Consider the following 17,685-nt stretch of genomic DNA (forward strand, 5'->3'; position numbering starts at 1 on the left):
AAAGGAATATCCCATGATGCGAGACAGACGCGCCAGGATCGTAGCGACGGTAGGCCCTGCCAGTGCCGCGCCCGACATGCTGCGCCAGCTTTTCCAGAACGGTGTCGATACCTTCCGGCTGAACTTCAGTCACGGTGAACACGAGACCCATGCCGGGGTGATCGCCGCGATCCGCGCGCTGGAGGCGGATATGGGCGTTCCCATAGGCATCCTGCAAGACCTGCAGGGTCCGAAAATCCGTCTGGGCAAACTCAGCGGCGGACCGCAAGTTCTGGAACGCAGTCAGACGGTCGTCCTTTCGCCTGACGAAAGCGCAGATGCTCTTCCTCTTCCGCATCCGGAAATTTTCGGGGCAATTCAGCCCGGCCACCGCCTGTTCATCGATGACGGGCGGGTGCGGTTGGTGGCGCGCAGTGTCTCGCCCAACCGGATCGAGGCAGAGGTGGAGGAGGGCGGCAAAATCAGTGACCGCAAGGGCGTCAACCTGCCCGACACGCTGCTGGACCTGCCCGTCCTGACCGAAAAGGACCGCCGCGATCTGGCATTCGGGCTGGTGCATGGTGTCGATTGGGTGGCGCTTTCTTTCGTCCAAAACGCCAGTGATCTGGACGAAATTACGCGCATTATCGACGGTCGCGCCGGTCTGGTTGCCAAGATCGAAAAACCTTCGGCTCTGGACGATATCGACGCCATCGTAGCGCGGTCCGATGCGATCATGATCGCGCGTGGTGATCTGGGCGTCGAGATCCCGCCCGAGGAGGTACCAGCCCGCCAGAAGGAACTGATCGCACTCTGTCGTCGTGAAAGCCGTCCGGTGATCGTGGCGACGCAGATGCTGGAATCCATGACCGCTTCGCCCGCACCGACCCGGGCCGAGGCCTCGGACGTCGCGACGGCGATTTATGATGGCGCGGATGCTGTGATGCTGTCGGCCGAAAGCGCGGCGGGCGCCTATCCGGCCGAGGCCGTCGCGGTGATGGACCGCATCATCCGCAGCACCGAGGTACATGCCCATTACGCCCGCGTCATCACTGCTTCACGCGAGGCAGCAAAAACACCCGCCGATGCAATTGCCGATCATGGTGCGATGCTGGCCTCGGCGCTGAATGCGCGCGCTGTCGTCGCCTATTCGCGCAGCGGCAGCACCGCCGCCCGGATTTCCGCCCGCAGGCCCTTCCTGCCGTTGATCGTCCTGACCCGCGATCCTCATGTTGCCCGGCGGATGGCGCTGCTCTGGGGTGCGCAGGCGCTGACCGAAGATTCGGTTCACAACTATGACAGCATGGTTGAGACCGCCCTGCGTGAAAGCCGCCCGCTTCTGTCCGCAAATTCCGGCGACAGCCTTGTCATCCTGTCCGGCGTGCCCTTCGGCCAATCCGGCAGCACCAATAATATCCGCATCGCGACATTCGCATGACGCCTCTGGTAAAAGGAACAGCCCATGACCGCCATTATCGATATTTACGCCCGCGAAATTCTCGACAGCCGGGGCAATCCGACCGTTGAGGTCGATGTCACGCTGGAAGACGGCACGCTGGGCCGTGCCGCAGTGCCCTCTGGCGCGTCGACCGGGGCGCATGAGGCTGTGGAAAAGCGCGATGGCGACAAGGGGCGCTATCTCGGTAAGGGTGTGCTGGAGGCGGTTGAGAGCGTCAATACCGAGATTATCGAGCAGTTGATCGGCGAGGATTCCACCGATCAGCGCGCCATTGACGGGCTGATGATCGAGTTGGACGGGACCGAGAACAAGGGCCGTCTGGGCGCAAATGCGATCCTTGGCGTCAGCCTTGCCGTGGCGAAGGCGGCGGCGGATGCTTCCGGCCTGCCGCTTTACCGCTATGTCGGCGGCACCTCGGCGCATGTGCTGCCGGTGCCGATGATGAATATCATCAATGGCGGCGAACATGCCGACAATCCGATCGATATCCAGGAATTCATGATCATGCCGGTCTCGGCGGAGAATATCCGCGACGCCGTCCGCATGGGGTCCGAAATCTTCCACACGCTGAAGAAAGAGCTGTCGGCGGCAGGTCTGTCGACCGGGATCGGTGACGAAGGCGGCTTCGCGCCGAACTTGTCCAGCACCCGCGATGCGCTGGATTTCATCCTGAAGGCGGTCGAAAAAGCCGGATACAAGCCCGGCGACGACATCATGCTGGCGCTCGACTGCGCCTCGACCGAGTATTTCAAGGGCGGCAAATACGAGATGGCGGGCGAGGGCAAATCGCTGAGCCCGGCGGAGAACGTGGATTACCTCGCGGCGCTCTGCGGCGATTATCCGATCCTGTCCATCGAGGATGGCTGCTCCGAAGACGACTGGGAAGGCTGGAAGCTGCTCACCGAGAAACTGGGCGGCTCGGTTCAGCTTGTCGGCGACGATCTGTTCGTGACCAACCCGAAGCGGCTGGCCGAGGGGATCGAGAAGGGCTGCGGCAACTCGCTGCTGGTCAAGGTGAACCAGATCGGCACGCTGACCGAGACGCTGGATGCAGTCGCGATGGCCACCCGCGCCGGGTTTACTTCGGTGATGTCGCACCGTTCGGGCGAGACCGAGGATGCGACGATTGCCGACCTCGCCGTTGCCACCAATTGCGGTCAGATCAAGACGGGTTCGCTGGCGCGTTCCGACCGGCTGGCGAAATACAACCAGCTGATCCGCATCGAGGAAACGCTGGGTGAAGCTGCCGTTTATGCGGGCAAGACGATCTTGCGGTAATGAGCGGAATCTCTGCTCAGGGCCGTGTTTTCGGTTGACCTGTTTCAGGTCAAGAAGGTTCACCGCACGTTGGGTAACAGTCTCATCGTGAACGGCGGTGTTGAGAAAGGTGCCCTCGGCAGTTCAATGTCTTTACTTAAGTTGAAGCGCGAACATTAACGAAGGTTCGATCTAGGTTCCGTGGAACGAATGCCTATGACGTTGAATCCCTCAACGTAGCCGTAATAACAATCAAATGATTACAATATATCGCGAAAAATTCACCAAACTGAAGCAGTTAACAGGTCAGGAGAATATCGGCCATAAGATAATGTTTCGGACAGTTAGGCGCATGGCGCAGTGCTCAGTTCTTCCCGTATAACCATCTAACATAAAAAGAAAGTTTCGGTCCGATCGGATCGAGAGAACGCTTTCGCAAGGGCTATTGGCGGAGGGAACAGGCGTGAAGTCCAACCTTCTCCGGCAGTAGAAGCTCAGACTGACCTGTATAAGCGCTACCGACATAGCTGTTGGGCGTTTCAGTCGTGAAAATCCTCCTTGAACCTATCGAACTAATGCATCCGCTCATGCAGTACCGTGACGATACCGATATTGCCGTCGGACTGTCGGCACCAATAGATGAAGTGGTACTCGTCCCGGAAGAAGAACCCTTCGACGCCGAACTCTGCCGGGATCGGCTTTGAGGCGACGCCATGGGCCTCCATCCGGTCGAACGTCTCGAACATGCCGGTAATGTAGTGGTCGGCCTGAACCTTGCCCCATCTGTCGCGCGTATGGCGGTAGATGTTATCGAGGCGGATCGAAGCCGCCCCCTGAACTCGGATCGGCATCTGGTCAGGCCCGGTTTCGGGCGATGACCTCCGCCGCCGTCAGCGGTCTGTAGCTGGTTTCGGGCGCAGCGAAGGCGCGGGTCAGTTCGGCCTTCAGCCTGTCGTAGCTTTCTTGCTCCGCCCGCTCCTTGTCACGCCGGATCACGTTGCGGACATATTTGCTGATGTTTTCGTAGGCTCCGTTCTCGCCGACCTCGGCCGCAACAAAGTCGCTGAGTGCGCAGCTTAGGCGGACGATCATGGTCGTGCTGCGAGGCATTGTTGGTTCCTCCCCTGCGGCATATATTCAATATAAACAATAAACATCAGGGGTGGCGGTAACGACCCGCACCAGACTGCGCCGCGCAGCGTCCTTGCGGTTTACCTCTACTCCGGGTCAATGCGGCCCGCCTGTAACAGGACCATCTGAAACTGAAGTGCCCCCGGAAAACTGGGCGGTCTGCCAAGGTGTATTCCAAACCTATGAAGGGATACGAGAATGGCGGAGTGCTGAAGGCTTACTTGACCTGTTGCCGAGAAATCCTGATGACGCAGGTTCGGGGCAATGTTGAAAGCATGATTGCTGTCTGTGCTGCGCTCGTATTTCCTTGCTCGAACAGAACAAAAACCATTTTTCCTTCATTAGTCAAGCAACCTGCCGCTCGCCGACAGAAAATCCCAGTTCCTGAAGTTTCACTGTCATGCGTGGGCTGCCACAGTTGCCTAAGCTCAAACGCTGCTGTTCGCGGTTATGGGCCAGAAACAGCATGTCAATGAGCTGACGCTGGCTGGGCGATCGCTGTCGCTACGTCCGCAGCCCGCGCGGGGGTGAAATCAAATAAATTGCACAGCCGTGCGTGGGAAAGCAGGACGCGATAGTCATCAATAAACGTAAACCTCATCGCTTCTGACCCGCGAAAAAGGCCATGGCTTTTCTGTAACCACGCTTTGGAGCAAACCCTCCGACTTCCAGTCGGACCTGCTTCATCGCTAAGAAGCGGTATGTGACACCGGCAAGCACTACGTTTTCTATCACCGCGATCACATCGTCTGGTCGACGAAGTACAGCCACAAGGTGCTGAGCGATCCTTTGCGGCTGTGAGTGCGCGACATCTGCCGTCAGGTCCGCCGTGAGAACGGGGTCGACATCTTGCGCGGGGTGCTATCGAGCGATCACGTCCACATGTTCCTGTCGGTGGGGCCGATCGACGCGAATCTTCATGAAGATGGATGAACTCAAAGGCCTGCTTGGGACGTCGGCAGCCACTGACCTGAGGGCGTTGCGCGACCTTGGTCATGTAAGGGAAGGAGCGGCAACCACCCCCGGGGAGGCAGCAAGGCACCGGCATATGTGCCGCTCGAAGGCAGAGTTTACGAAATCACGCTCCAGACCAGTTGGCTGGGCTGATCGGCATTCACTATAAAGGCTAACGGACGCGCGTAATGCGTCCCCGGTTACGTTCCGGACCTCTGACACGCGATCAACTGGTAGCGTTTTGGGCACTGCAATGCAGCTCGGTCACATTGACCATGATGTTCGCTCGCGACGAAACAGCTCTGGTTTTATTCGACATGGGTGTCCAACACTAACGCCACATTGGGGGCTGTTCTTGCAACTCACCAGGCGGTTCCTGCGTATCACTCAGACACAATAATCGGAGCCGCCCATGCAGACCGCCATTCTCTACGTCGCCACGCTGGTGATTTTCCTTGTCATCGACATTGTTGGCATAACGCAGATCATTCGTCCGGTTTTCGAGCGTCACGTCGATGATCTGCTGGCCGATCCGTTCCGCATGTTGCCTGCGGCGTTGTTCTACAGCGCGTATATCGTGGGCGTGCTTTACTTCGTGTCGGTGCCAGCGATGGCGGAGGACCGGCCCCTCAAGGCTTTGATCAACGGGGTTCTGATTGGCCTCATGTGCTACGGGACGTATGAGTTCACCAATTATGCGACGCTGCGTGACTGGTCGGTCCAGCAGGTCGTGACGGATACGATCTGGGGCGGGTTCCTGACGGGGTTCTCGGCCTGGGCAGGTGTGGTTCTGACCCGCTGGATCACATGAAGGCGCTTGTCCTCGGCGACAGCGGGGGCATTGGCGGCGCTGTGCGTGACACATTGGTGGCGCGCGGAGCGGACGTGATCGGACTGTCCCGGCGCGACGGGCTGGAATTAACCGATCAGCAGCGTGTTGAAAATCAGGCGGGGCGGCTGAACGGTCAAAGCTTCGATCTGATCTTTAACGCAACCGGCGCTCTGGTGATCGACGGAAATGAGCCGGAAAAGACCATCCGGCAGATCGATGCGCAGGCTATGGCTGCGCAGTTTGCGCTGAATGCCACCGGCGTGGCGCTGTTGCTGAGATATTTCAGCCCGCTTTTGAGGGAGCAGGGTCGGGCGGTGTTCGCGTCGTTGTCGGCGCGGGTCGGCTCTATCGGTGACAACGGGTTCGGCGGCTGGATCGGCTATCGCGCTGCGAAGGCGGCGCAAAATCAGATCATCCGGACGGCATCCATCGAAATTGCGCGGCGTTACCCGCAGAGGATCGTGGTCGCGCTGCATCCCGGAACGGTCGAGACCAGCTTAACCCGAGATTACGCGGATCGCTATCCGACCATCACGGCACGGCATTCAGCCGAAGCGCTGCTCTCTGTCATCGAGGGGCTGACGCCTGAGGATAACGGGGGATTTTTCGACTGGAAAGGTAAGCAGGTGCCGTGGTGAAAGAGATCGCTACCGGACCAGCCGTCGGGTGAGGCGCAGGGAAAGCGGATAGGGCAGCGCACGAAGCAGCTTTATCGCAAGGGTCAAGCGGCGCGGGAAATGCACCTCGAAACCGCGCCCGTTCAGCCCCCGGATGATCGCCTCGGCGGCGGCATCTGGTTGCAGGATGGCAGGCATGTCGAAATCGTTCTTCTGCGTCAGTCGGGTATCGACAAAACCCGGGCTGATCAGCCGGACATCCACAGCAGGTGCCAGCTCCGCCCGCAGGGTTTCGGCCAGATTGATGACCCCGGCCTTCGTTGCGGAATAGATCTGTCCTTGTGGAAGGCCGACATATCCCGCGACTGAGCCGGTCAGCGCCAACTGCCCGGCCGGTTTCAGCAACGGCACGGCGGCCCGGACGAAGTTGAAACAGCCGGTCAGGTTCGCGGTCACGATCTGCGCAGCCATCTGCGGATCAACTTGCATGACCTTGCCCGGATCATAGGCTGCCGCGAGCGTTATCGCGCGATCGAGCGGACCGCCGGTCGTGATCCGTTCTGCCGCATCGCGGAGGCTGTCGCCGTCGGTCACGTCGCAGGGCAGCGCTTCAGCGGTTCCGAGTTCGCGAACGAGATCGTTCAGCTTTTCCCCGGATCTCGCCGACAATATCAGCCGGGCCCCACGCCGGGCCCAGCTGCGCGCAAGCGCCGCGCCGATCCCGTCTGAGGCCCCCATGATCCAGATCCGCTGACCCTGACCTTGCTCGGATGGGGCCCGCTCAGACATGGGCGAGCCGGTACTGTACGACATCGGTTCGCCCGACAGAGAATGACGCGGCGCAGGCTGCCAGATAAAACCGCCAGACGCGGATAAAGCCGTCATCGAAACCCATTTGCAGGACATCTTCGCGGCGCGCGTCGAAACGGTCCAGCCAGTCGGTCAGGGTGCGCACATAATCGCGCCCGAAGCCGAAAGCGTCCTCGATCCGCAGCCCGGCGCGCTCCGCCTGGGCTTGAAAACGCGATGGAGAGGGCAGCATCCCGCCCGGGAAGATGAAGCTGCGGATCATGTCACCGCCCTTGCGGTAACGCTCGAAATATCGGTCGGCGACGGTGATCGTCTGGATCATGGCGCGGCCCTGTTCTGAAAGCGCCTCGGCCAGCTTGCCGAAATAGACCGGCCAGAATTTTTCCCCGACCGCCTCGAACATCTCGATGGAGACGATGTGATCGAAGCGCCCCTTTTCATCGCGATAGTCCTGCAAGGCGATCTCCGCCCCCGGGCCAAGCCGGTCGCGGGCGTAGCGGGCCTGCTCCGTCGAGAGCGTCAGCCCCTTAGGCGCAAAGTCGCCCCGTTGCAGGGCGCGTTCGGCAAAGCCGCCCCATCCACAGCCGATTTCCAGCAACCTGCCGGATGCGCCTGACAGCCCGTCAATGATCCGGTCATATTTGCGCCGCTGCGCTGCCGCCAGATCATCCCCCTCACGGAATAGCGCGGAAGAATAGGTCATGGTTTCATCCAGCCAGAGCCGGTAAAACCCGTTACCCAGATCGTAATGCGCCGAGATATTTCGCCGCGAGCCCGCCTTGGTGTTGCGGTTGAACAGATACAGCATGCGCATTGCCAGCGCTTGCAGGGGTTTGCCGTAGATATAGCGGTCGAGCGCCTCTTCGTTCAGCAATGCGAGTGTCAGCAGCGCGGTAAGGTCGGGCGTATCGCACCAGCCGTCCCGATAAGCCTCTGTCAGGCCGATATCGCCCTTGGCCGCCAGGGCTGGCAACATGCGCCAATCGCGGATCTCAAGCGCGGCTTCCGGGCCTGAAGCGGCCCCCTCGAATATCCGCTCGACGCCGTCTGGCATGGTGAGCCGAAGGCGACCGACGCTGAGCCCGTCCAGCGTGCGAAGAAATTCTGACCGGATCCTCTGTTCAAACATTTTCATCCTCCGTTCGTGTAACTTCGGACCGTCTCTGGCGGATCTGCTCGGGCTTGGTCCGGTAGCGGACACCTCGCGAGAACAGTTTCGCCGCCTGCCAGTGTATCAGACTACTGACACGGGCGGGCTGCAAGGGGCTGCGGATGGCCGCACCCCGCAGGCTGGCAGTCGTCAATGCGCGCGCATGGCCCGTCATGGAGGTGCGCAGAACCGTGCTGCCATCCGCAGCCAGCCAGTCGATCCACGCGCCGAAGCGACCCGGTCCGGTATCGAAGCGGAACACATAACGCCCGGAACGTGGCAAGAACGGGGAGACATGAAACAGCTTGTCCCCCGACAACCGGTCGGGGGGGGCGATGACGCGGTTGTCTTGGTGGCGGACCAGATACAGGTGGCACTCGCCGAATGTGTTGGAGACCTCCGCCAGAACCGCCCGCAATCCGCCAACGTCACGGGCCAGCCAGAAGCTGACCGGGTTGAACCCATGCAGCAGGCCGCGCGGCATGGTCACAAGCGTCGTCTTACAATGATCGAGGCCCGCCGGGGCAAGCTGCGCGTCGATGAATTCGGACAGCGAGCGGCCATCCCGCCAGCCATAATCGCGCCGCCGCAATCGCCATAGCCCGTGCCGGTCCGGGCGCAAGGCCAGATTCCCTGCCTCAAGCGCGCCCACGGGAAGCGCTGCGTAGGTGGTGCGATACCGGAACTGTCGCGAGGTGGCGCCTGCGCGACCATGCCAGACCGACGCGTCGATCAATGCGCCGTCCCATAAATCGACCGTCATGCCGCGATCCGTCGCGGGGCAGTCCACGGATCGGGACCGAGCGGCCACTCCACTCCCAAAGCCTGAGCGACACGCAGGGCCGACAGCAAACCATCCTCGTGAAAACCATACCGTGTCCACGCACCCGCATAATACACACCGCCACGGCCCTGAATCTCGTGCAGCCGCCCCTGAGCCGAGATTGCGGCGGCGTCGAATTGCGGATGCGCAAAGACGGCCTCGTCATGGATGCGCATCGGCTCAATCTCCGGGTTGAGGGTGACAATCAATGGGCGCGGCGTTGTCAGGTTTTGCAACCGGTTCATCCAATAGGACAGGCTGATCGGACGGTCGGTTGCGGGCATGTCGTTCTGGGTCACATAATTCCACGATGCCCAGGCAGAGCGTCGCCGCGGCATCAGCCGGGGGTCGGAATGCAGAACCATCCGGTTCGGCTGGGTGCGCATCGCGCCGAGGATCGCGGTCTCGTCCCTGTCGGGCCTTTCGAGTGTGGCAAGCGCCTGCGGGGCGTGGGTGGCGAAGATCACACGGTCAAATTGCTCCGCGCCGCGCGGGCTTACCACGGTCACGCTTTCGTCGCCGCGCCGAACCTCGTGAACCGGGGATGACAGCCGAACCTTCCCCCTCAGCCCCGACAGGATCGCATCGACGTAGCGCCTTGAGCCGCCTGTGATCGTCAGCCATTGCGGCTGGCCCTTGACCGACAGCAGACCGTGATTGTCAAAGAAGCGAACGAACGTACCCGCTGGAAATTTCATCATGTCGGCGGGTGGTGTCGACCAGATTGCGCCCGAGATCGGCAGCAGAAAGCGGTCGCGGAACTCATCCCCCAGCCTGAGCGAGCGGATCAGTTCGCCTATGCTGCCCTGATGCGATTGATGTGAGGGCGCGTGCCGGAAAAACCGTAAAATGTCGCGGATAAGCCGCCAGTGGCCAGCATCCATCAGGCACATCGGCTGCGCGAACATGGCACGGGTCGAAAACGTGCCGTATTCGTAACGTCCGCCGCCGAAGCTGGCGGAGAATGACATATCGCTCGGCTCCAGCGGGACGCCGAGTTTCTCCAGCAACGGAATGAACAACGGATAGGTACGCCGGTTGCAGACAATGAACCCGGTATCGACATCGACCCCTTCGGCCCGGACGGTCCGCGCATGGCCCCCGGCCCGCGGCGCTGCCTCGAACAGAGTTATGTCATGGTGGGGGTCAAGCAGCCAGGCGGCGCCAAGCCCCGAAATGCCGCTTCCGATGATCGCAATGCGGCGTCTGCCAGTGTTATTCACGTTTTATTCCGTCACTCGTCATTATCGCTCACAAAAGGACCGGGCGATTTCAGCAACCGCCCGGCCGGGCCACTCTCCGTGGCAGATCACATCGCTGGCAAAAGTACCCCGTCCACGACATGAACAACGCCGTTTCCGGCTTCGAGATCCGCCGCGGTCACAGTGACGACATCATTGATTTTCACCATGTCGCCATCAAGTGACAGGTTCAGGCTGCAATTGCCCATCGTGATAACCTCATGCATGCCGCCGTCATCCGCGATCATCTGCACCACATCGGCCGCGAGCGCTTTTGTCTCGACGACATGGCAGCCAAGGATCTGAACGAGCTGATCCTGATTTTCGGGCATGAGTGCCGTCTCCAGAGCGCCTTCAGGCAAGGCCGCGAATGCCGCGTCCGTCGGTGCGAACACCGTCAGAGGTCCGTCACCGGACAGTGCCTCCGCCAGGCCAGCGGCGATGACTGCCGCTTCGAGGGTTTCGTGATCTTCGGAACCTACAACAATGTCGACAACTGTTGCGGGCATGTCTTGCATGGCGTCCTGCGCAAGAGAGGCAGAGGCTGCGAATGCAAAGGCAGTGGTCATCGCAAAGCTCAAGATTTTCATTCTATCCTCCTGTGGTCGGTGACTTAGGGACGAAATGACCCGGCAGTTGAGTTGCAGAGATCACGGTTTCGTGAACATAAGCGACATCTTGCGGCGCATCCTGGGTTCATGCATGCTCAGAGAAACTGTTCCCGGAGCCTGTGTCATGACCTCACCCGCCGCAGAACTGACAGATCTGCTGGGGCGGGTGGCCTTGCGGGATCGGGCAGCGTTCGGTGATCTATATCGTCTGGCAGCACCGAAACTTTTTGCCATCTGCCTCCGTATCCTCAAGGACAAGCAAGAGGCGGAGGACGCGTTGCAGGAGGTCTTCGTCCGGATCTGGCATAATGCAGACCGCTATTTCCCGGACGTCGCCAGCCCGCAAGCCTGGATGAACACTGTGGCCAGAAATCATGCCATCGATATCTTGCGGAAGCGCAAGCCGGGCGGCGGCGATCTCGACGCGGCGGAAAGACTGGCAAGCGATGATCCGACACCCGAGCAGAATGCAGAGCTGCGCTCTGAGGGGCGGCGTATCGACAACTGCATGAAGGAACTCGCGCCGGACCGCGCCGAAGCCGTCCACCGGGCTTACGTCGAAGGCGACAGCTATCTGGAATTGGCCGAGCGGTTTTCGGTTCCTCTGAACACCATGCGAAGCTGGCTTCGGCGCAGCCTCATTCAACTGAGGGAGTGTCTGGCGCGATGACCGATGATACCCCCGTATCCGATCCGCGCGATGCCGTGACAGCCGGAGAATATGTGCTTGGCACGTTGCCGCTGGCGGAACGCGAGGCTTTCCGCCGCCGCATGCTGAAAGAACCCGCGCTGACCGCCGAGATCATCCGCTGGGAAACGCATTTCGATCCGCTCGCCGAAGAGGTCCGACCGGTGAGCCCGCCAGCACGCGTTTGGGATAAGCTGGAAAAAACGCTGTTCGAGCCGTCGGAAACGTCTGGCGGCAACAACACGCTCTGGCGTTGGCTGGCGTTTGGTTCCCTGTGTACATCTGCTGTGCTGGCGGTGATGCTCTGGACAAGCGCGCCGGACCCTGGCGGCGATCCCGAACTCTGGGTGTCCGACATGGTTTCGGCCGACAGCACCGTCCGGCTGACGGCGCTTTACGATGACAGCGATGGCGAAATGCGCGTCTCCGTCGCGGGCGCACCACCGGCTGAGGGCAGGGATTTCGAATTATGGCTGATACAGGGCGACCGCGCGCCGATTTCTCTCGGTGTGATGCCGCATGAGGGTCAGGCCGCCATGTCGGTGCCGGAGGAACTTCGGGTGCTGGTGGCAAACGCCACGCTGGCGATAACGGATGAGCCTGCAGGCGGCGCACCGGGCGGTGTCGCCACCGGTCCTGTCGTTGCCTTGGCGGAAATGCAGCGGATTTGAGGATATTAGTTTATTTGGAGCAACACGCCGGTTAGCCCGTTGCGGTATAAATCTCGGAAAGAGGGATCTATTCCGACCGCTGTAGTGATTTGCAACACGCGTCAAAATAAGTGGTTATATCAATCCTCTGAGGGTTGGTATTTGGAGTTGGAGTTCCCCTGATTTCGTGGACACCCATTGACTGAAGTCGAAAGATGTTCACATGCCACGAACGAAGGACCCTTACCCGGCGGCTTTCCGGGAAGAGATTGCTGAGCTGCATCGAACTGGCCGGAGCGCCGAAGACCTCGCGCGGGAATTCGAACCCTGCGTCGCGACGATCCATGCCTGCATCAGGCAGGCGGAGCGGGACGACGGCAAGCGAGCCGACATCCTGAGCAGCGAGGAACGTGATGAACTGCGTCGTCTTCGCCGTGAGAACAAGCAGCCACGACAGGAGAGAGACATCCTTGCAAAAGCCGCGGCCTGGTTTGCTCAGAACGACGCGACGCTGTCGATGTCTTCGAATTCATGACCGCGAACCAGGCCGACTATCCCATCGAGATCATCGCGCAGCATGGGCGTGTCGCGCAGCGGCTTCCATGCGTGTCAAGCAGGAGAGCCGTCAGCGCGGGACATCGCAGACCGGGAACTGACGGAGCTGATCCGCCAGATCCATGCAGCCTCAAGGGACAGCTACGGTGCACCGCGCATCCACGCTGAACTGGCTGATAGCGGCACCCATGTCGGCCGCGAGCGCGTGGAGCGGTTGATGAAAGCTGTAGGGCTGGCCGGCGTAGCCGTCGCCGAAGTGCTCGCACGACGAGCCGCGATGAGCTTGTGCGTCCTTCCGCTGACCTCGTGGACCGCAACTTTTATGCGGACACGCCGAATGCGCTTTGGGTTGCCGACATCACTCTGAGTAATTGATCGTCCGTGCTCTCCGGCAGACCCTGTTGGTCGTCGTTGAAAGGAGAACAAGTTGGAAAGATATTATGTTGGCCTTGATGTCCCGAAAGATGAGACCGCGATCTGTGTCAAGTCCGGCGATGGTAAGGTCCTGCTGGCGCGGAAGATGCCAACGGACCCCGATGCAATTGCCGGTGCCCTGTCCTGTGGTGGCTGGAACTTTGGCGCAGTTGTCATGGAAACCGGGCGGATGGCCAATTGGCTCTATCATAAACTCATGAGGCGTGCGCCGCCCGTTGTCTGCGTCGACGCGCTTCATGCCTATGCCGTGCTGAGCCAGATGCACAACAAGACGGACGCGAATGACGCAGCCATGCTTGCCGAGTTGGCCAGGACGGGCTTTTATCGAAAAGTGACCGTGAAGAGCCCTCTGGCGCAGCGCCGCCGCGCCCTGCTGCGCGCAAGAGAGACGGCGATCAAGATGCGTATGAACACCGAGAACACGATCCGCGGGCTGCTGGCCAGCTTCGGTGTGCGCCTGCCTCGCCACCTGCGCACCGAGGTGTTTCACCAAGCGGCCGAATTGTCGAAGGCGATGTTGCGACATGCGCGGGAGGACCAGGTCTGCCAGCGCTTAATGACCATTCCAGGCGTGGGCGCAGTGAGCGCCGTGACCTTTGTTGCGACCGTTGATGACCCGCAGCGATTTCGGCGATCAAGATCGGTCGGCGCCTATGCCGGCCTGACATCCCGGCGATACCAATCGGGCGACATGGACTACGGCGGGCGCATCTCGGGCAGAGGGGACCGAATGCTGCGACCGGTGCTTTATGAGGCGGCGAACAGCCTCTTATGCGGCATGAAGGCTGAGGCAGGGCAAGGCATGAAAGAATGGGCGACGGTCTTAAAACAGCGGACGAGCCACAAGAAGGCTGTCGTTGCCCTAGCCCTAAAACTGGCCGTGATCATGCATGCGATCTGGAGGAACGGTACGACATTCCAAAGCACGGAGGCGTGACATGAAACGCTGCCGCTGAACCCTCACCAGTTGCCGTGTCGACCACAGCGGCAGGACGCTGACCAAGCCCGAGATATCTACCTGCGAGCCTCCAAACATCGCGAATATCACCTGCCGGAGGCCAGAGCCTTGGATGCCGAGATGAAGCGCCAAACATGGATGACTTAGAAAAGAACCTTGCAGGCGGTCGACCAGAGCACCAAACTACAGCGAGCGCGGATCATCAATTAAAGAACTTATGTCTGGACCCGCGAGGGCTGGGTTTATCTGGCGGTCCTCATCGATCTTTTTTCACGGCGCGTCATTGGCTGGGCCATCAGCAACCGCATGAAGCAGTATCTGGCAATCCGCGCGCTGAATATGGCCGTTGCCCTGCGCCCCCGGCTTCGGGCTGGATTCACCACACGGATCGCGGGTCACAATACTGTGCCCGTGAATACCAGAAGATACTTCGCAGCCACGGGTTCCGCGTATCGATGAGCGGCAAGGGCAATTGCTATGATAACTCGGCCGTCGAGCGCGTCTTCAAGTCCCTGAAGGTAGGATTGGTCTGGAGGCGCGACTGGTGCACCCGGCGTGATGCCGAGATCGCCCTCTTCGAATACATCAACGGCTTCTATAACCCACGCAGAAAACACTCAGCCCTTGGCTGGAAATCACCCGTCGCCTTCGAACAGAGGGCCGCTTAACATGAGCACCTGACCGGAACAAAACCGGTGCAGGTCCACTGCAGCGGCTCATCGGCTTACAAGAAATCATACATGTTGTCACACTCATACTTCATTCGCCGTGCGCACCTACGCCTGAAAACATAGAGGCGCCCTTTATATCGAGTGCCAAATCGAATTCCGCCTTAAGGATCGTGCCACTGTCGGATTCCGTGATATAGAGTGTCCGGCCATCCGCGCCGCCGAAGGCACAGTTTGTGGTGCCCAATCCGCTCGGTGAACGAACCACAGCAATTGGCCGACCGAGTGCATCATGCACCCAGACGAGCCCCATCCCCGTCTGGCAGACGACAACACCGTTCGCTGCTGTCAGCGCCAGACCGTCGGGCCCGGCCCGACCGCCGGAAAACTGTAGGAACAGCCCGGCCTTGTTGACCCTCCCACTCGGCGAAATTGGCAGCCGCCAGACGGCATTCGCGCGGGTCACGGCCAGAAAAAGAACATGTTCGTTCACGTCGAGGACCAGTCCGTTGGGGCTGGGCACCTTGTCGATCAGACAAGTCAGAGCGCCGGTTTCAGGCTGCCAGCGGAAGACGCGGCCGGTCGGGTCCTGCAATCCGGTCTGGCCCTGGTCGGTAAAGTAAAGCGACCCATCCGCGCCGAAATGCAGGTCGTTGCAACCTTTGAAGCCCTCGGTATCGCAGTCGCGCAGCGCGGGGGTCACCGCGCCGGTCTCCGGATCAAGCTGCATGATGCCGTTCTGAAAATCAGCGATGAAGACCCGGCCATCGGCATGGATCTTCAGCCCGTTCGGCTGGCCGTCATATTCGGCGATCTGCGTGACATTGCCCGCAGGATCGGCCCGGAAGATGCGGCCGAACGGAATGTCGACGAACCACAGGTTGCCCTGACGATCGAATGACGGACCTTCGATGAAGCTGTCGACGGTCGCCCCGCGCCTGTTGCGTTCTGCCCAATAGGACGGCACGCCGGGCCGACGCAGTTCGGGCGGCAGTTCGGTGAAAACCTCGGCATCAATAACCACCGGATCGGGGAAAGGATATGTCATGGTTGTCATCCTATCGTCAGCGAGGGCAGGAACAACGCGATCTGCGGGAAGGCGATCAGCAGCAGCATGAACAGGACGATGATCCCGAAGAAGGGCAAGGTGCCCATGATCACATCCTCGACCTTCACCTCGTCGGAGGAGCTGGCGACGACGAACAGGATCACCCCAAGCGGCGGCGTCAGCTGACCCAGCTCGACCAGGATAACGACGAAAACGCCGAACCAGATCGGATCTACACCAAATGCCAGCAGCGCCGGGAAGATCACCGGAACAATGATAGCAATCATACCCAGGCCTTCCATGAAGCAGCCGAGGATCGCGAAGATCACCATGATAATCAGCAGGAATGCCAGGCGCGATACATTTGCTCCTTCAAGAAACGACACAAGCTGTTCACCCATACCAGACAGCGCCGTTGCATAGGCAAAGATCATCGATGTGAAGACGATGAACAGGATATTGCCGCTCATCGTGACCGTGCGCGCCATGGCCTCCGTCAGCAGCCGCAGGCTGAGGCAGCGATAGATGCCGGTGATAAGGATCGCGCCGACAACGCCGACGGCGCCAGCCTCGGTCGGGGTCGCGTAGCCGCCATAGATGCTGCCCAGCACGATGATGATCAGAAGCAGGAAGGGCACGATATCCAGCAACGCGCGGCCGAGATCTGCCGGGGTGGCCTTGGTGTCTGATCGCGGCGCGAGATCGGGGTTGATCAGCGCGCGAATGACAATGAAGCCCATATAAAGCAACGCCAGAACGATGCCGGGGATCAGCCCTGCCGCGAACAGACGCGCGATCGAGGTTTCGGTGAAGGTCGCATAGATAATCATCGTGATCGAGGGCGGGATCAGGATCCCCAGCGTGCCACCTGCCGCCAGCGAACCCGCGACCAGCCGCTTGTTGTAGCCGCGCGCGGAAAGCTCCGGCAGAGCCACGGTCGACATGGCGGCGGCGGTCGGTGCAGACCCGCCCGAGATCGCCGCGAAGATGCCGCTGCCCGCGATATTGGTGTGTAAGAGCCCGCCCGGCAGTCGCCGCATGAACGGCGCCACACCATTGTAAAGCCGGGTGCTGAGCCCCGACCCAAGAAGGATTTCCGCCATCAGAACAAACAGAGGTATCGCCGCAAGCGTAAAGCTGTTGGCCGACCCCCAGCTGACGATGCCGATGGCTTTCCAACCGGCGAACCCCTTGAGCAACCAGATATAGAGCAGCCCGGCGCCGGCGACGGCGAATTGCACCCACATGCCGCCAATGATCAGCCCGATCAAAAGACCGAATGCAAGAATACCTTCCATCACGCAGCTCCCTTCGGTTTGCGAACGGCCAGCAGCAGTTTCTCGACGAGGAATATCGCGATCATCGCAAAGCCCGTCGGCATCAGCAGCTGCGGGATCCACAGCGGCGTGCGCAGCACCGTGGGCGCGAACTTCCCACGCTCCAGCGAACTCATTGCGACATCTGCGGTCTTCCAGACGAAGATAATGCAGATGAACAGTGCAATCGCGGCAAAGGCGATGTGAAGCTTGGCTCTTGTACTGGCGGGCAAGGCATCAAAGAGAAAATCGACCTGGAACAGAGCGCCCGCACGCAGGGCGAGGGCGGCGCCGAAGAAGGTCAGCATGACGACGAAATAGCCCGTTAGTTCCTCGGCAAAGCCAAGCGAGTAATTCACCGCGCCGCGCAGAAATGCCTCGCCGCAGACCAGCATGACCAGCGCCACCAGAACCAGCCCGGTTGCGATTTGCACCAGCCGGGCTATCAGGTCGAAGATGGGACCGGCTGATACCGGTCCTCTGCTTTCACTATGCGCGCTCAT

At 60.4% G+C, this 17,685-nt stretch carries 20 protein-coding genes and 1 pseudogene; 11 read left to right on the forward strand and 10 right to left on the reverse strand.

What is annotated here, in order from left to right:
- The first annotated feature begins 13 nt into the window (after positions 1-13).
- On the forward strand, positions 14-1,417 hold the full coding sequence (gene pyk, locus PAF12_RS03730) for a pyruvate kinase (RefSeq protein WP_271108664.1): 1,404 nt from the start codon (positions 14-16) through the stop codon (positions 1,415-1,417).
- 24 nt (positions 1,418-1,441) lie between these two features.
- A complete protein-coding gene (gene eno, locus PAF12_RS03735; protein ID WP_271108665.1) occupies positions 1,442-2,716 on the forward strand; it encodes a phosphopyruvate hydratase in 1,275 nt (424 codons plus the stop codon).
- 551 nt (positions 2,717-3,267) lie between these two features.
- On the opposite strand, the gene PAF12_RS03740 is transcribed toward eno, so the two are convergent.
- Positions 3,268-3,546, reverse strand: a complete 279-nt coding sequence (locus PAF12_RS03740; RefSeq protein ID WP_271108666.1) for a type II toxin-antitoxin system RelE/ParE family toxin — start codon at positions 3,544-3,546, stop codon at positions 3,268-3,270.
- 4 nt (positions 3,547-3,550) lie between these two features.
- The gene (locus PAF12_RS03745) at positions 3,551-3,805 is read right to left on the reverse strand and encodes an addiction module antitoxin (RefSeq protein ID WP_271108667.1); all 255 of its coding nucleotides are present in this window, start codon (positions 3,803-3,805) and stop codon (positions 3,551-3,553) included.
- 822 nt (positions 3,806-4,627) lie between these two features.
- Between PAF12_RS03745 and PAF12_RS18950 the strand changes: the two genes are divergently transcribed.
- From PAF12_RS18950 to PAF12_RS03755, 3 genes are all read left to right on the forward strand, one after another.
- The gene (locus PAF12_RS18950; protein WP_302475058.1) at positions 4,628-4,759 is read left to right on the forward strand and encodes a transposase; all 132 of its coding nucleotides are present in this window, start codon (positions 4,628-4,630) and stop codon (positions 4,757-4,759) included.
- A gap of 433 nt (positions 4,760-5,192) precedes the next feature.
- Entirely contained in the window at positions 5,193-5,591 is a 399-nt protein-coding gene (locus tag PAF12_RS03750; protein WP_271108668.1) for a DUF2177 family protein, read from the forward strand.
- Entirely contained in the window at positions 5,588-6,250 is a 663-nt protein-coding gene (locus tag PAF12_RS03755) for an SDR family NAD(P)-dependent oxidoreductase (RefSeq protein ID WP_271108669.1), read from the forward strand. Before PAF12_RS03750 ends, PAF12_RS03755 begins: the two co-directional genes overlap by 4 nt.
- Before the next feature lie 9 nt (positions 6,251-6,259).
- Here the strand turns inward: PAF12_RS03755 and PAF12_RS03760 are convergent, their stop codons facing one another.
- From PAF12_RS03760 to PAF12_RS03780, 5 genes are all read right to left on the reverse strand, one after another.
- Complete coding sequence (locus tag PAF12_RS03760; RefSeq protein WP_271108670.1) at positions 6,260-7,018, reverse strand: SDR family oxidoreductase; 759 nt, start codon at positions 7,016-7,018, stop codon at positions 6,260-6,262.
- The gene (locus PAF12_RS03765; protein ID WP_271108671.1) at positions 7,011-8,168 is read right to left on the reverse strand and encodes a cyclopropane-fatty-acyl-phospholipid synthase family protein; all 1,158 of its coding nucleotides are present in this window, start codon (positions 8,166-8,168) and stop codon (positions 7,011-7,013) included. The genes PAF12_RS03760 and PAF12_RS03765 overlap by 8 nt, the downstream gene beginning before the upstream one ends.
- Complete coding sequence (locus PAF12_RS03770; protein WP_271108672.1) at positions 8,161-8,952, reverse strand: DUF1365 domain-containing protein; 792 nt, start codon at positions 8,950-8,952, stop codon at positions 8,161-8,163. Before PAF12_RS03770 ends, PAF12_RS03765 begins: the two co-directional genes overlap by 8 nt.
- The gene (locus PAF12_RS03775) at positions 8,949-10,235 is read right to left on the reverse strand and encodes an NAD(P)/FAD-dependent oxidoreductase (protein WP_271108673.1); all 1,287 of its coding nucleotides are present in this window, start codon (positions 10,233-10,235) and stop codon (positions 8,949-8,951) included. Before PAF12_RS03775 ends, PAF12_RS03770 begins: the two co-directional genes overlap by 4 nt.
- 86 nt (positions 10,236-10,321) lie before the next feature.
- A complete protein-coding gene (locus PAF12_RS03780; protein ID WP_271108674.1) occupies positions 10,322-10,843 on the reverse strand; it encodes a fasciclin domain-containing protein in 522 nt (173 codons plus the stop codon).
- Positions 10,844-10,988: 145 nt separating this feature from the next.
- On the opposite strand from PAF12_RS03780, the gene PAF12_RS03785 reads away from it, so the two are divergent.
- From PAF12_RS03785 to PAF12_RS03805, 6 genes and pseudogenes are all read left to right on the forward strand, one after another.
- Complete coding sequence (locus tag PAF12_RS03785) at positions 10,989-11,534, forward strand: sigma-70 family RNA polymerase sigma factor (RefSeq protein WP_271108675.1); 546 nt, start codon at positions 10,989-10,991, stop codon at positions 11,532-11,534.
- Positions 11,531-12,223 carry an anti-sigma factor gene (locus tag PAF12_RS03790; protein WP_271108676.1) on the forward strand — a complete coding sequence of 231 codons (693 nt, stop codon included), beginning with the start codon at positions 11,531-11,533 and terminating at the stop codon, positions 12,221-12,223. Before PAF12_RS03785 ends, PAF12_RS03790 begins: the two co-directional genes overlap by 4 nt.
- Before the next feature lie 202 nt (positions 12,224-12,425).
- Entirely contained in the window at positions 12,426-12,737 is a 312-nt protein-coding gene (locus PAF12_RS03795) for a transposase (protein WP_271108677.1), read from the forward strand.
- Positions 12,738-12,779: 42 nt separating this feature from the next.
- Entirely contained in the window at positions 12,780-13,124 is a 345-nt protein-coding gene (locus PAF12_RS18975; RefSeq protein ID WP_368045159.1) for an IS3 family transposase, read from the forward strand.
- Positions 13,125-13,184: 60 nt separating this feature from the next.
- Positions 13,185-14,129, forward strand: coding sequence for an IS110 family transposase (locus tag PAF12_RS03800; RefSeq protein ID WP_271108678.1), 945 nt, complete (start codon positions 13,185-13,187; stop codon positions 14,127-14,129).
- Between the two features lie 234 nt (positions 14,130-14,363).
- Positions 14,364-14,818 (forward strand): annotated as a pseudogene (locus tag PAF12_RS03805) (IS3 family transposase); the annotation flags it as partial.
- A 91-nt stretch (positions 14,819-14,909) separates the two neighbouring features.
- Here PAF12_RS03805 and PAF12_RS03810 read toward each other — a convergent pair.
- The 3 genes from PAF12_RS03810 to PAF12_RS03820 are packed head-to-tail and all read right to left on the reverse strand — an operon-like array spanning position 14,910 to position 17,685.
- Positions 14,910-15,866 carry an SMP-30/gluconolactonase/LRE family protein gene (locus tag PAF12_RS03810; protein WP_271108679.1) on the reverse strand — a complete coding sequence of 319 codons (957 nt, stop codon included), beginning with the start codon at positions 15,864-15,866 and terminating at the stop codon, positions 14,910-14,912.
- 5 nt (positions 15,867-15,871) lie between these two features.
- Positions 15,872-17,164: a TRAP transporter large permease gene (locus PAF12_RS03815; RefSeq protein ID WP_271108680.1), complete on the reverse strand. Its 1,293-nt coding sequence runs from the start codon at positions 17,162-17,164 to the stop codon at positions 15,872-15,874.
- The gene (locus tag PAF12_RS03820; protein WP_271108681.1) at positions 17,164-17,685 is read right to left on the reverse strand and encodes a TRAP transporter small permease; all 522 of its coding nucleotides are present in this window, start codon (positions 17,683-17,685) and stop codon (positions 17,164-17,166) included. The genes PAF12_RS03815 and PAF12_RS03820 overlap by 1 nt, the downstream gene beginning before the upstream one ends.

The sequence above is a fragment of the Paracoccus sp. SCSIO 75233 genome (genome assembly GCF_027912675.1).
Taxonomy (GTDB): Bacteria; Pseudomonadota; Alphaproteobacteria; order Rhodobacterales; family Rhodobacteraceae; genus Paracoccus.

Bases quoted from the DNA above. Each gene is read 5' to 3' on its own strand.
- pyk (WP_271108664.1), top strand. From the start codon at position 14: ATGATGCGAGACAGACGCGCCAGGATCGTAGCGACGGTAGGCCCTGCC.
- eno (WP_271108665.1), top strand. From the start codon at position 1,442: ATGACCGCCATTATCGATATTTACGCCCGCGAAATTCTCGACAGCCGG.
- PAF12_RS03740 (WP_271108666.1), bottom strand. From the start codon at position 3,546: ATGCCGATCCGAGTTCAGGGGGCGGCTTCGATCCGCCTCGATAACATC.
- PAF12_RS03745 (WP_271108667.1), bottom strand. From the start codon at position 3,805: ATGCCTCGCAGCACGACCATGATCGTCCGCCTAAGCTGCGCACTCAGC.
- PAF12_RS03750 (WP_271108668.1), top strand. From the start codon at position 5,193: ATGCAGACCGCCATTCTCTACGTCGCCACGCTGGTGATTTTCCTTGTC.
- PAF12_RS03755 (WP_271108669.1), top strand. From the start codon at position 5,588: ATGAAGGCGCTTGTCCTCGGCGACAGCGGGGGCATTGGCGGCGCTGTG.
- PAF12_RS03760 (WP_271108670.1), bottom strand. From the start codon at position 7,018: ATGTCTGAGCGGGCCCCATCCGAGCAAGGTCAGGGTCAGCGGATCTGG.
- PAF12_RS03765 (WP_271108671.1), bottom strand. From the start codon at position 8,168: ATGTTTGAACAGAGGATCCGGTCAGAATTTCTTCGCACGCTGGACGGG.
- PAF12_RS03770 (WP_271108672.1), bottom strand. From the start codon at position 8,952: ATGACGGTCGATTTATGGGACGGCGCATTGATCGACGCGTCGGTCTGG.
- PAF12_RS03780 (WP_271108674.1), bottom strand. From the start codon at position 10,843: ATGAAAATCTTGAGCTTTGCGATGACCACTGCCTTTGCATTCGCAGCC.
- PAF12_RS03785 (WP_271108675.1), top strand. From the start codon at position 10,989: ATGACCTCACCCGCCGCAGAACTGACAGATCTGCTGGGGCGGGTGGCC.
- PAF12_RS03790 (WP_271108676.1), top strand. From the start codon at position 11,531: ATGACCGATGATACCCCCGTATCCGATCCGCGCGATGCCGTGACAGCC.
- PAF12_RS03795 (WP_271108677.1), top strand. From the start codon at position 12,426: ATGCCACGAACGAAGGACCCTTACCCGGCGGCTTTCCGGGAAGAGATT.
- PAF12_RS18975 (WP_368045159.1), top strand. From the start codon at position 12,780: ATGGGCGTGTCGCGCAGCGGCTTCCATGCGTGTCAAGCAGGAGAGCCG.
- PAF12_RS03810 (WP_271108679.1), bottom strand. From the start codon at position 15,866: ATGACATATCCTTTCCCCGATCCGGTGGTTATTGATGCCGAGGTTTTC.
- PAF12_RS03815 (WP_271108680.1), bottom strand. From the start codon at position 17,164: ATGGAAGGTATTCTTGCATTCGGTCTTTTGATCGGGCTGATCATTGGC.
- PAF12_RS03820 (WP_271108681.1), bottom strand. From the start codon at position 17,685: ATGAGCGCGCATAGTGAAAGCAGAGGACCGGTATCAGCCGGTCCCATC.